Origin of the sequence: Gluconacetobacter entanii (assembly GCF_003206495.1) — a bacterium.
Lineage (GTDB): Bacteria > Pseudomonadota > Alphaproteobacteria > Acetobacterales > Acetobacteraceae > Novacetimonas > Novacetimonas entanii.
In genome coordinates this window covers 156394-168633 of record NZ_NKUF01000002.1, presented here as the reverse complement: position 1 = coordinate 168633, position 12240 = coordinate 156394, and the positions used below count along the sequence as shown (strand labels likewise).

Here is a 12240-nt window from a genome sequence, read left to right as displayed (position 1 = left end):
AGTCTTTCAGCTTTTCATGACCCGGGCGCGTGAGGGAGAGGGGCACGGGCGGATGTTCGTAACGGATCGGGGGCAACGGCATGGCCCCTTACGGCATGTCGCGGTCTTCGGCCACCACCGGCAGGTGCAGCAGGACATCGGTCTGGCCCGGGCGGCTTTCGACCTCGATGACGCCACCATGATCGCCCACGATCTTACCCGCGAGCGCCAGTCCAAGCCCGCTGCCACTCGCCTTGGTGGTCAGGAAGGGTTCGAACAGGTGGGGCCGGATGTTTTCGGGAATGCCCGGCCCGTTGTCACGCACCGACACCAGCAGCGGCAACTGCACCCGGCGCTTGCCCCCCACGGTGGAGACCCAGATGCCGGGGCGGTAGCTTGTGCTCAGCGTGATCTGCGCATCAGGCGTCGCGTCGGGGCCATGCAGGGCTTCGGCCGCGTTCTTTACAAGGTTGAGCAGCACCTGCACCAGTTGGTCGCGGTTGCCCCATACCGGCGGGAGCGAGGGGTCATAGACCTCCTCGAAGCGGATGTCGGCGGCAAATCCCTGCTGCGCAAGGCGGCGGACATGTTCAAGGACACGGTGGATGTTGACGGGACGGCGCTCGATCGGCTTGTCGCTGAACATGTCCATCCGGTCCACGAGGTCGCGGATGCGGTTGACCTCGTCCTGGATCAGGACCGCGAGTTCACGGTCCGCCTCCCCCACCGAACTTTCCAGCAACTGCGCAGCACCCCGGATGCCCGACAGCGGGTTCTTGACCTCATGCGCCAGGATCGCGGCCATGCCCGCCACGCTGCGGGCGGCGGAACGGAAGGTCAGTTGCCGGTCAAGCACGCGCGCGGCCGACGAATCATGGAACGTGAGGACGACCGAACCCGGCTCCTCCATCATCGGCGCGCCGTGGACGGTCACGCCCTCGCGGTGAAGGCGCGGCCCCTCGAGTGTGACTTCATGCTCCACCACGGTCTGGCCATGGTCGCGCACCTGCTCGATCAGCAGGAAGACAGGATGGTCGGCGGGGATAATGTCCGTCAGGCGCATCTGCACCAGATGGGTGCGCGACATGCCAAGGAAGGGTTCGGCACTGGCATTGACGTAATGGATCGCCATGTCGCGTCCCACCACCATGACCGGCAGCGGCAGGGCGTCGAGGACGATGCGGCCCGGCCCGGTGATGGTCGCGGGCGTACAGAGGGGGGCGGGAGCCTGCCCCGTCATGCCGCGCGTGCGCTCGGCCCGGCGCCGGAGTCCGTGTTGGTGGTTGACGGGCGCGGCCCGCGCGCATGCCCGGCCGCGATCTGGCGGTCATAGAACTCCCCGATCATCGCCAGCGCGGTCTCCACCGTGTCCACGCGGTTGATCGCGGCACGGAACCCCGCCGAATCCGGCAGGCCGGCGGAGTACCATGACACATGCTTGCGCGCCAGGCGCAGGCCGGGATGCGCGCCGAAATGCTCCACCATCATGTTGTAGTGTTCGAGGACGATGTCCTTTTCCGTCGGCAGGTCGGGTTCATCCACGATCACGCCGCGCGTCAGCGCCGCACCCACCTGCGCGGGGAACCACGGTCGGCCATAGCAGCCACGCCCGATCATCACCCCGTCCGCGCCCGACTGCGCCAGTGCCTCGCGCGCGTCACCCACCGTCAGGATGTCGCCATTGACGATCACCGGCAGGTCGATCGCCTCCTTCACCCGGCGCACGAAGCGCCAGTCCGCCGTGCCGTTATAGAACTGCTGGCGGGTGCGGCCATGGACGGTCACCATGCGGATCCCCGCCTCCTGCGCGATGCGCGCAAGGGTTGGCGCATTGAGGCTGTCATGGTCCCAGCCCATGCGCATCTTGAGCGTGACGGGCACGTCCACCGCACGCACGACGGTGGCCAGCAGGCGCGCGGCCAGTGCCTCGTCACGCATCAGGGCCGAACCTGCCTGCTGCCCCACGGCCACCTTCTTGACCGGGCAGCCGAAATTGATGTCGATCAGGTTCGCGCCACGGTCCACCGCGATCCGCGCGGCCTGCGCCATCGCGTCGGGATCGCACCCGGCCAACTGCACGGCGTTGAGGCCATCGCCCGCAACCTCCGCCATGCGCAGGGTGTTGCTGTTTTCGCGCACCATCGCCCATGACGCGATCATTTCCGACACGACCAGTCCCGCGCCCAGCCGCCGCGCCAGGCGCCGGAACGGCAGGTCGGTCACGCCGGACATGGGGGCAAGGATCACCGGCACGTCAATGACAATGCCGTTTCCCAGATCAATCGGCGACAACAGTTCAGATGACATCAAAAATCCGCTTTCCCCGGCGGCCTGCCCACCCGCACGCCATGTTGCATGCCAGGCGCCACGCCAGCCGTCACCGGCCGGGACACGCCCTGCCGTCCAGACACCACAATGCTTATGATTTAGGCAGAATACCTTTTCCGTTTCCGTCACGCAATTGATGATAATGCACAGGGGGAACGAAATTGGCCGCCATGATGCTTGACGTCGGCGCGACATGGCCGCATTCCTGCCGACCATGCGTGTTGCAGCCATCCTCCTTGCCGCAGGCCAGGGCCGCCGTTTCAGCGCCCAGACCGCGTCCCCCGTCGCCAAGCAGTATCTGACGCTCGGCGGCAGGCCCGTCATCCGCCATGCCGCGGATGCCCTGATCCCGCATGTCCAGATCCTCCAGCCCGTGGGAGAGCGCGCGTCGCTTGACGAGGCGCTGTCGGGTCTGCGCGCCCCGAGCGGATGCACCATCGCGCCGTGCGTCCCCGGCGGGGAAACCCGGCAGGACAGCGTGCGCGCCGGACTCGAGGCGCTCGACCGCCTGCCCGAAGGGGAGAAGCCCGACCTCGTGCTGATCCACGACGGCGCACGCCCCTATGTCCCGGCGGAGGTCACGCGCGCGGTCATCGACGCGCTTTCGGCCCACGGCGGCGCCATTCCCGGCGTGCCGGTCGCCGACACGATCAAGCGCGTGCGCGACGGCGTGATTACCGACACCGTGCCGCGCACCGACCTGTACCGCGCGCAGACGCCGCAGGGCTTCCGCTTTGGCCTGCTGCGCGACCTGCATCGCGGGGCGGCGGCGTCGGATGCGACCGATGATGCCGCACTGCTGGAAACCGCGGGCCACCATGTCGCCATGGTCGCGGGATCCGAAGACAATATCAAACTGACCTACAAGGAGGATCTGGTGCGCCTCGAACGCCTGATCGGCCCGACCCTGCTGCCGCGCACGGGGCTTGGGTATGACGTGCATGCCTTCGCCGAAGGGCGCCCCCTGATCCTGTGTGGCATCACCGTGCCGCACACGCGCGGCCTTGCGGGACATTCGGACGCGGATGTCGGCATCCATGCGCTATGCGATGCGATCTATGGCGCGCTGGCCGAAGGCGATATCGGCCGCCACTTCCCGCCGAGCCAGAATGAATGGAAGGACGCCGACAGCGCGCGCTTCCTGGTCCATGCGGGCGAACGCATCCGCGCGCGTGGCGGCATGCTGATCAATGCCGACCTGACGCTGATCTGCGAACGGCCCAAGATCGGCCCGCATGCGCAGGCGATGCGCGAACGCCTTGCCGACCTGCTGCAGGTCGTGGTGGACCGGATTTCGGTCAAGGCGACAACGTCCGAACGCCTCGGCTTCACCGGGCGGGAGGAAGGCATCGCCTGCACCGCCGCCGTCAGCGTGCTGGTGCCGTGAACCTGCTGACAAACCAATAAGGAGTCTTCGGATGCCGCCTTTAATCCACAAAGGCGGCATTCTTTTTTGAAGCTTTTGTGCGTTACCCCCTGCGGGCGAGTTCGAGGAACGAAGCCGCTTCGGCCACCTCGCGCGCCGTGACCGCCAGCATCGCCTCCTGCTGCGCATCACGGCCCCAGATCTCCATCTGCGTGCGTTCATCAAGTGTCGCGACCTGTGCCGCACGCGCCGCATCGCACGCCCCCGTCACCACCGCGATCCCGAGCACGAGGCTCTTCATCGCCGGCACCATGACGCCAAGTGCGGCAAGCGTCGCGTCGTCATAGCCACGCAGGATCGTGCCCAGCGCCTCCAGCGCCTGCGGCGTCTGGGTGATGGGCATGACCCCTTCGGTCGTATGCAGCGCAATACCGTACCGTTCCCGCAGCCAGTCCAGCCACGGCGTCCACTGCGCCGCCTGACGTTCGCACAATGTCGCAGGATGCGTCGCGCGATAGCACAGCAGTTCGCCATTGGCGTAGTGCAGAAGGGCCGCAACCGTGGCCTCCCGGTCGGGGGCGATACGTTCGATCATCGTGCCCGCGATCCGCGTCAGGGGCAGGTCCTCCGGCGCAAAGAGGCCGCCCTTCCCGCCGCCGGCCTGCGCCCATTCCGCCGCCAGCGCCTGCGCCAGCGCGTGGCTGCGCACCAGCAGCAGCGCACGCCCCGGCAGCCGCACCGGCCTGCCGTCGAGGTTCACGGTATATCCCGCCTCCTCCGCCACCACGGCTGCGCTGTCCCAGAAACGCCTGCGCGCCGGTTTTCCATCCGGGGTTGGCGATGTGCGTTGCGTCGTATCCGTCAATGTATCAGTCCCAGTCCCTTGAGCAGGCTTTTCGCCCTGTCGATCTTCTGCGCGGCCTTGGGGTTGTCACGCACCAGGCTGCCCACATTGCCGGTGGGCTGTGGCGCGGCACCCGTGGGTTCGGGGCCTGCCTGCCCTTCACGCGCGGCCTTCAGCGTGGCGGGGCACAGGTCCGGCACGGTGGTGCCCTTCCCCGACGTACCGCCCAGCAGCAGGCCGATGGCATAACGCCCGTCCGCCCCGGCATCCATGCGCGGGCGTGGCGCCGACAGCGTGCCACCCACGCGCACCGGCACCGACGCCCCCGTCCCGCCGATCATCACCAGCGGTACCAGACGCATGTCCAGCGCATAGGAAGCAAGTCCCACGCTGCCCTGCCCCGTCATGCTGAGCACGGGGGTCTGCAGGCCGAGCGTATCGACATTGGCCTGCCCCTTCGCCATGGTCATGTGCAGCCCGAAGCAGCGCAGCGGGATCGCCCCCGATCCCGTCACACCCCGCGCCGCCTGCCCCACCAGAGAGCCGAGCGCCGCACCGTCGATCGTGCCGTTGACCAGCGACGCCCCCATGTGCCAGTCCATGCTGGCGCGCAGTTCGGCGGCCGTGTTCCCCCGGGCGGAGGCCTCACCCACCAACTGGAACGCCCCCTGCACCGCCACGGGCATGCCTGCATGCTGTTCGATCCATGTCGCGGGCAGTACCAGCGTGGCGATGGTGCCGGACACGACCGGCACGTCACCCGACGCATCAACCGACAGGCGCCCCGAAATCCTGCGTCCCGTGCCCGTGGCCTGCAGCGGGTCGATGCCCAGCCGCCCCTCACGCAGGGCGACATGCATCAGCGCCTGGCGGTAGACATCACTGGCCAGTTCCATCTGCGCCACGCTGACGCGCACATCCATGTCGATATCGCGCAGCCGTTCAAACGCGATGCGCTCCGTCCCCGGCTTCTGCGCCGTGGGGACGGGGGCCGCCTTTGCCGGGGTGGCGGGACCACGCAGGGCGTCGGCGTCAAGCCAACTGGCATCGACCGCGCCGCTGAGCAGCGGGACACCGCCATGCCCGCCATGGACAGTCAGGTCCAGCGTGCCGGTCAGCGCAAGCTGGGTGCTGTGGACATTAAGTTCCGACAGGGCGAAATGCGCGCCGTTGCCGTCGCTGACCAGATGGGTCGTCGCCTCCAGATGGTCGAGGGCCGCGCCATTGGGCAGCGCAAGATGCCCCGACGATGCCGTCACGTTCACCACCGCGCGCGCGCCACCCAGCATCCCCGCGACCCGCAGCGATCCTGCCCCCCCCGACAGGTCCACCGACAGCGGCAGCGAGTCCGACAGGTGCGTCAGCACGGCATGTTCCGCCTGGTCCAGCGATCCGAACTACGCGGCGAGCTTCAGGTCCTGCCCGCTCCATGTGCCGGTGCCCGCGACCGACAGCGTCTCCTTCGGCCCGGCGGCATCGACCGACAGGCTGCCGACCTGCAGGCCGGACAGGTACCGCCCCGCATCGAACGGCCCCGTGCGCAGGTGCAGCGCCTGCACCTGCGGGACGATTTTCGTATCCGTGGGCGCGGAACCATCAACGACACGCGCCGACAGCGTGACATCACGCGCGGCAGGCACGTCATGGCCCGCAAACCATGGCGCAAGGTCCGCAAGCTGCGAAACCTGCCCGTCCACCTTCAGGTCGTATCCCTTCGCCCGGTCGGGGTCGGCCACGGTGCCGTCAAGCGTGAAGGTCCCGGCGGGCCGGTCATGATCGGCGAACGCCACCTGGAAATGGACCGGCCATTTCACGTCCCTTCCGCCCCCGCCCTGCGTCAGGGAGATCGCCCCGGTATGGCCCGACAGGGTAAAGGCCGCGCCATCGCGTGTGCCCGCAACGTCAAATGAAGGCTGCGCGCCCGCAAGGCCATCGACCCTGACATGGGCCAGCGCCAGTTGCATCTTCACCCCGCTCAGGCGATCATCCCATCCCACGCTGGCGTCACTGATGCGCAGGCTGCCGGGCTGGATAACCCATGGCGTGCCGGAGGGAGGCTGCGCGGCGGCAGGCAGGCTGGCCTGCGGGCCATTGGGGATCATGCGCCAGTTGGCCTGCCCGTCCGCATCGCGGCGCAGGTGCAGCACGGGATGGTCCAGCGTGACGTTTTCAAGGGCGATGCGATGATGCAGCAGCGCCATCACCCCCACATCCGCATTCAGCGCGCGGGCGCTGAACATCGGCGTCCCGTCACCGCCCTTCATGTCCGCAAGGGTGATGTCGCGCACGGAAACGGAGGCGGGAAAGACATGCACCTGCACCGAACCGAGCGTGACTTCACGCCCGGTCTGGCGTTCGATCGCCGCGATGGCGCGCGCCCGCAGGGCCTGCGGGTCAAGGACACTGTGCACCGCGAAGGCGCCACCACCCGCCACCACGATGATCGCGGCGGCGCAGGCCAGCAGGCCACGCCGCAAAGTCGCGCTGTTCGCCATGTTCGCGTCCCAATCCCGTGCCGTTGCCCGTGGCGGTGGAATTACCGCCGGGCGGTCATTTACGCTGCGGCGCGGGGGCCGCAGGCGTTGCAAAGCCAAGCTGGCGGAACGTGTCCTTCATGTGTGCCGGCAGGTCCGCCGACACCACCAGTCGCCCGCCCGCCGGATGCGGCAGGTCCAGCATGCGCGCATGCAGGTGCAACTGGTCGGGGAAGCCCTCCACATGGGCACGGTCATCGCCATATTTCGGGTCGCCAAGGATCGGGGTGCCCAGCGCCTCGCAATGCACGCGAAGCTGGTGGGTGCGCCCCGTCAGCGGCGACAGCGCAAGCCATGACAGCTTTCGCCCCGCCGCGTCCAGCACTTCATATTCCGACAGCGCATGCACCGCGTCCTTGTCGCGCCGCCCGGCGACCACCATGATCGCACCCGCCCCCGCGCCAAGGCGGGTCAGGGGCTGGTCGATCACGCCGGATGCGGGCGTGGGACGGCCCACCGTCACAGCCCAGTAGACCTTGTGCACGTCGCGCGAACGAAAGGACGCCGCAAGCTTCGCCGCCACACCGGGCGTACGCGCCAGCAGAAGCAGCCCCGACGTATCGCGGTCAATGCGGTGGACAAGGCGCGGGCGCGGGTCATCGGGCTGGTCCTTCAGCCCGTCGAGCAGCCCGTCGATATGGTGCGTGATGCCCGGCCCGCCCTGCACGGCGATGCCTGCGGGCTTGTTCAGGACGATCACCTGATCGTCGCTGTAGATCACCATCTTGCGGATTTCGCGCACCTGGCGTTCATCGAGCGCCCTGTGCGTCACCGGGGGGGGACGGCTGGCCTGCGGGATCGGGGGCACGCGCACCGCCTGCCCGGGGGCAAGGCGGGTGGACGTGCTGACACGCCCGCCATCGACACGGATCTGTCCCGTGCGGCACAGCTTCTGCAGCGCGCCCTGCGTCAGGTGCGGGTAATGCCGCCTGAACCAGCGGTCAAGGCGGATATCGGCTTCGTCATCACTGACGGTAAGGGTCACGACACTCATGACCCACGGCTTTCGCGCACTCTGTCCCAACTGTCCAGACGTCGTGCGACCTCACGTTCATATCCGCGCCCCGTGGGACGGTAGAATTGCGGGCGGCGCATGCCGTCGGGGAAGTAGTTCTGGCCCGAAATCCCCTCCGCCTGGTCATGGTCGTATTCATACCCCTTGCCATAGCCGATATCCTTCATCAGCTTCGTCGGCGCATTGAGGATATGGGCGGGCGGCATCAGGCTGCCGGTGGCGCGCGCAGCCCGGCGTGCACGGCCATAGGCGACATAGACCGCATTCGATTTCGGCGCCGTGGACAGGTGCACCACAAGCTGCGCCAGCGCCAGTTCCCCTTCGGGCGAGCCCATGCGTTCGTACGTCTCCCACGCAGCAACCGCCAGCGGCAGGGCCTGCGGGTCGGCCATGCCCACGTCCTCCGCCGCGAAGCGGGTCAGGCGGCGGGCGATGTAGCGCGGGTCCTCCACCCCTTCGAGCATCCGGGCAAACCAGTACAGCGCCGCATCCGGGTCCGAACCGCGCATGGATTTATGCAGTGCGGAGATCAGGTTGTAATGTTCCTCCCGGTCCTTGTCATACAGCGCCGCGCGTTTTGCCAGCAGCCGTGACAGGGATTGCGGGTCGAACACCGTATCGCCCGGCTGTGCCAGGATCTGCTCCACCATGTTCAGCAGGTACCGCCCGTCGCCATCGGCCATGGCGCGTAATGTCGCACGTGCGGGCGGTGTCAGCGGCAGGGCGCGCCCGGTCTCCGCCTCCGCCCGGTACAGCAACTGTTCCAGTGCCGCATCATCCAGCCGGCGCAGCACCAGCACCTGACAGCGCGACAGCAGCGCGCCATTGAGCGCGAAGGACGGGTTTTCCGTCGTCGCCCCCACCAGCACGACCGTCCCGTCCTCGACCACCGGCAGGAACCCGTCCTGCTGCGCGCGGTTGAAGCGGTGGATTTCATCCACGAACAACAGCGTGCCTTCGCCATTGGCGGCACGGCGGCGCGCATCCTCGAACGCACGCTTGAGGTCGGCCACGCCAGAAAACACCGCCGAGATCTGCACGAAGCGCAGGCCCGCCGCATGGGCCAGCAGGCGCGCGATGGTCGTCTTGCCAACACCCGGCCCGCCCCACAGGATCAGGCTGGCGAGGCTGTGGTTGCGCAGCATCAGGCTCAGCGTGCCCTCAGGGCCAAGCAGGTGGTCCTGCCCCACGACCTGGTCCAGCGCCTCCGGCCGCAGGCGGTCCGCAAGCGGCCGGTGGCGTGATGCGGCCTCGCCCCCGCGTCCTGTCGCGGGCGCGGCCTGGGGGCGCGCCATGTCCGGCATGTCCCCGAACAGGTCCTGGGTGGGATCGTGCATGGGCTGTGTCTTGTTCCATGAAAAAAGGACGCCACGTCACATCGTAGCGTGTCAGCATGACATATGGGAACACAAACGGCGCGATACACCCCACGCGCCCGACAAAGGTGACGGGTCGGTAAAAAAAGAAAGTCATAAAAGTTTTTGGTGAAGCTTTTTCAAAAAGCTTCAAAGAACGCCGCCTTTTTCGATCAAAAGGCGGCACCCAAAAACTTTTATGACTTTGAATCAGAACTGGAAATAGATGAACGGATCGGGGATACGCCCACCGATCAGCAGGATCAGCAGGACGAAGGCAATCCCGCCCGCCACCGCGACCCATGGCGCGGGCGGCATGTCGCGCAGGATCGCGCGCTGCGACGACGGCCCCACTACCGCCACGGCCATCGCGATGGCCAGCACGACGCCATGGTGCCCGGTCGCGGCGTGGTCATGCCCGCCCATGCCCGCCATCGCCAGCAGCATCGTGCGCGCCGCCCCCATGTCGGGCGCGCGGAACACCACCCATGACAGCATGACGAACAGCATCGTCACCACCCATCCCGCCAGTGCGGGCATGTTGCCGCCCCGCCGCCCCCACCAGTGCGCAACCGCCAGCGCACCGCCATGCAGGCCGCCCCACACAAGATAGGTCCACCCCGCGCCATGCCACGCACCGGCCAGCAGCATCGTCGCCCCGAGGTTGCACGCCTGCCGCGCGGCGCCGCAGCGGTTGCCGCCCATGGGGATGTAAAGGTAATCGCGCAGGAACCGCGACAGGGTCATATGCCACCGCCGCCAGAAATCACGGATGGAGACCGATCGGTACGGGGCCTCGAAATTGAATGGCAGGCGCAGCCCGAACATCAGCGCCATACCGATCGCCATGTCGGAATATCCCGAAAAATCGAAATAGATCTGCAAGGTATAGGCCAGCGCCGCAAGCCACGCCTGCCCCATCCCCGGCACATGTCCCTGCGTCAGCAGGGCAAAGACCGGATCGCACAGGCTCGCCAGCGTATCGGCCAGTCCCGCCTTCTTCGCCAGTCCGACCAGCAGCAGCATCGCCCCGCGCGACAGGTTTTCCCACATCGCGCCGTTACGCGGGGATTGGGCGAACTGCGGCACGATCTCGTTATGCCGCACGATCGGCCCTGCGATCAGTTGCGGAAAGAACGTCACGAATTCAAGGAAGTCCACCAGCCCATAGACCGGGGCCTGCCCCCGCAGCAGGTCCACGAGGTAGGAAATCTTCTGGAACACGAAAAACGACAGGCCCAGCGGCAGGACGATGTCCCACGGATGGAACGCCTGCCCGCGCAGCGCCGCGATCACGCCCGCCAGCCAGTTCGCGTCCTTGAAGAACACCAGCACACATATGTTGAAGGCAATCCCGCCCAGCAGCCACGCCCGCCTGCGTGTGCGCCCCCACAGGCACGCCAGCGCCCAGTTGAGCAGCGTCATCCCCACAAGGAACGGCACGAAGCGCCAGTCCCACAGGCCATAGAACACCAGCGATGCCGCGATCATCAGGCCCTGCCGCGCCCGGCGCACGGGGGCGCACAGGTAATACAGCACCAGCACCACCGGCAGGAACCCAAGCAGGAAGCCCTGCGTGCTGAACAGCATCAGCCCTGCCGCTCCGCCAGAGCCCGCCCCGCCGCATGGCCGCTCGACCATGCCCACTGGAAATTATGGCCGCCCAGCCACCCGGTCACGTCCACGGCCTCGCCCACCGCGAACAGGCCGGGCACGTCGTGCGCCTCCATCGTCTGCGATGACAGGCCATCGGTATCAATGCCGCCGCGCGTGACCTCGGCCTTGGCATAGCCTTCGGTGCCGTTGGGTTTCAGCCGCCATGACGACAGCATCGCCGCCAGCGCGTCCAGCACGCTGTCGGGCATTTCCCCCACCGGGCCATCGGGCAGGTGGCGCGCCGCCAGCATCTGCGCCAGGCGCTGGGGCAGCACGCTCGCCAGCATGGCCGCGCCCCCCATGCGGGGGCGTCCCTTCTTCAGGTCACGCAGGCACCGCGCCGCATCGCGTCCGGGCAGGCAGTCGATATCCAGCGCCGTCCCCGCCGACCAGTAGGACGAGGCCTGCAGGATCGCGGGACCAGACAGGCCACGATGCGTAAACAGCATCCCGTCACGGAACACGACGTCACGTTCACGCCGCCCCGCCCCGTCATGGCACCGTGTCGCAACGTCCAGCGACACACCCGCCAGTTCGACCATCCATTCCCGGTCGGCGACCCCGAATGTCAGCGGCACGAGGGCGGGCGCAGGCTCGACGATCTTCAGGCCGAAGCGGCGCGCGACATCATGCGACAGGCCCGTCGCCCCCAGCTTGGGAATCGACAGCCCCCCTGTCGCCAGCACCACCGCGCGGGCATGCAGCACCATGCGGTCGGTCTCCACCACGAAATGCCCGCCGGCGTCGCGCCGCACCGCGATGATGCGATTCGACAGCGCCATCTCCACCCGGCCCTGCCGGCATTCGCGCACCAGCATCTCCACGATCTCGCTGGCGGAGCGGTCGCAGAACAACTGGCCCGGTGCCTTGGCGTGCCAGGCGATGCGGTGGCGGGCGATCAGGTCGAGGAAATCGCGCGGGGTGTAGCGCGCCAGCGCGGACTTGGCGAAATGCGGGTTGGCCGACAGGAACATCCCCGGCCCCGACTCCAGATGGGTGAAATTGCAGCGCCCGCCCCCCGAAATCAGGATCTTGCGCCCCGGTTGGGCGGCATGGTCCACCACGACGACACGGCATCCCGCCTGCCCCGCCGTCGCGGCCGCCATCATCCCGGCGGCCCCCGCCCCCAGGATTACGGCGTCAAGCACATCGGCACGGGACAC

The 12240-nt window shown here is 67.8% G+C and carries 10 protein-coding genes; 1 reads left to right on the top strand and 9 read right to left on the bottom strand.

Translation table 11 applies throughout. The features are described from left to right. Nucleotides 1-88 precede the first annotated feature (88 nt). Both CFR72_RS01760 and dusB read right to left on the bottom strand, forming a co-directional pair. On the bottom strand, nt 89-1219 hold the full coding sequence (locus CFR72_RS01760) for a two-component system sensor histidine kinase NtrB (protein WP_110912337.1): 1131 nt from the start codon (nt 1217-1219) through the stop codon (nt 89-91). Beyond that, nucleotides 1216-2286 (bottom strand): tRNA dihydrouridine synthase DusB, encoded by a 1071-nt coding sequence (dusB, locus tag CFR72_RS01755; protein ID WP_110912399.1) that lies wholly within the window; start codon nt 2284-2286, stop codon nt 1216-1218. Before dusB ends, CFR72_RS01760 begins: the two co-directional genes overlap by 4 nt. Nucleotides 2287-2521: 235 nt before the next feature. Here dusB and ispF point away from each other — a divergent pair, with 235 nt between their 5' ends. Continuing rightward, complete coding sequence (ispF, locus tag CFR72_RS01750; protein ID WP_110912398.1) at nt 2522-3694, top strand: 2-C-methyl-D-erythritol 2,4-cyclodiphosphate synthase; 1173 nt, start codon at nt 2522-2524, stop codon at nt 3692-3694. A gap of 82 nt (nt 3695-3776) precedes the next feature. On the opposite strand, the gene CFR72_RS01745 is transcribed toward ispF, so the two are convergent. From CFR72_RS01745 to CFR72_RS01720, 7 genes are all read right to left on the bottom strand, one after another. Further along, nucleotides 3777-4538 (bottom strand): ATP12 family chaperone protein, encoded by a 762-nt coding sequence (locus CFR72_RS01745; protein WP_110912336.1) that lies wholly within the window; start codon nt 4536-4538, stop codon nt 3777-3779. Continuing rightward, nucleotides 4535-5884 carry an AsmA family protein gene (locus tag CFR72_RS18360; RefSeq protein WP_341865255.1) on the bottom strand — a complete coding sequence of 450 codons (1350 nt, stop codon included), beginning with the start codon at nt 5882-5884 and terminating at the stop codon, nt 4535-4537. The genes CFR72_RS01745 and CFR72_RS18360 overlap by 4 nt, the downstream gene beginning before the upstream one ends. Nucleotides 5885-5914: 30 nt before the next feature. Then, nucleotides 5915-7012, bottom strand: coding sequence for an AsmA family protein (locus CFR72_RS18355; protein WP_341865254.1), 1098 nt, complete (start codon nt 7010-7012; stop codon nt 5915-5917). 55 nt (nt 7013-7067) lie between these two features. Continuing rightward, nucleotides 7068-8045 (bottom strand): RluA family pseudouridine synthase, encoded by a 978-nt coding sequence (locus tag CFR72_RS01735; RefSeq protein ID WP_110912335.1) that lies wholly within the window; start codon nt 8043-8045, stop codon nt 7068-7070. Beyond that, a complete protein-coding gene (locus CFR72_RS01730) occupies nt 8042-9403 on the bottom strand; it encodes a replication-associated recombination protein A (protein WP_110912334.1) in 1362 nt (453 codons plus the stop codon). Before CFR72_RS01730 ends, CFR72_RS01735 begins: the two co-directional genes overlap by 4 nt. Nucleotides 9404-9631: 228 nt before the next feature. Continuing rightward, the gene (locus CFR72_RS01725; protein ID WP_110912333.1) at nt 9632-11011 is read right to left on the bottom strand and encodes an MBOAT family O-acyltransferase; all 1380 of its coding nucleotides are present in this window, start codon (nt 11009-11011) and stop codon (nt 9632-9634) included. Next, nucleotides 11011-12240, bottom strand: a complete 1230-nt coding sequence (locus CFR72_RS01720) for a BaiN/RdsA family NAD(P)/FAD-dependent oxidoreductase (protein WP_110912332.1) — start codon at nt 12238-12240, stop codon at nt 11011-11013. Before CFR72_RS01720 ends, CFR72_RS01725 begins: the two co-directional genes overlap by 1 nt.

What these genes read in the sequence shown, in the direction of transcription:
- CFR72_RS01760 (WP_110912337.1), bottom strand. Translation starts at nt 1,219, where the DNA reads ATGACGGGGCAGGCTCCCGCCCCCCTCTGTACGCCCGCGACCATCACC.
- dusB (WP_110912399.1), bottom strand. Translation starts at nt 2,286, where the DNA reads ATGTCATCTGAACTGTTGTCGCCGATTGATCTGGGAAACGGCATTGTC.
- ispF (WP_110912398.1), top strand. Translation starts at nt 2,522, where the DNA reads ATGCGTGTTGCAGCCATCCTCCTTGCCGCAGGCCAGGGCCGCCGTTTC.
- CFR72_RS18355 (WP_341865254.1), bottom strand. Translation starts at nt 7,012, where the DNA reads ATGGCGAACAGCGCGACTTTGCGGCGTGGCCTGCTGGCCTGCGCCGCC.
- CFR72_RS01735 (WP_110912335.1), bottom strand. Translation starts at nt 8,045, where the DNA reads ATGAGTGTCGTGACCCTTACCGTCAGTGATGACGAAGCCGATATCCGC.
- CFR72_RS01730 (WP_110912334.1), bottom strand. Translation starts at nt 9,403, where the DNA reads ATGCACGATCCCACCCAGGACCTGTTCGGGGACATGCCGGACATGGCG.
- CFR72_RS01725 (WP_110912333.1), bottom strand. Translation starts at nt 11,011, where the DNA reads ATGCTGTTCAGCACGCAGGGCTTCCTGCTTGGGTTCCTGCCGGTGGTG.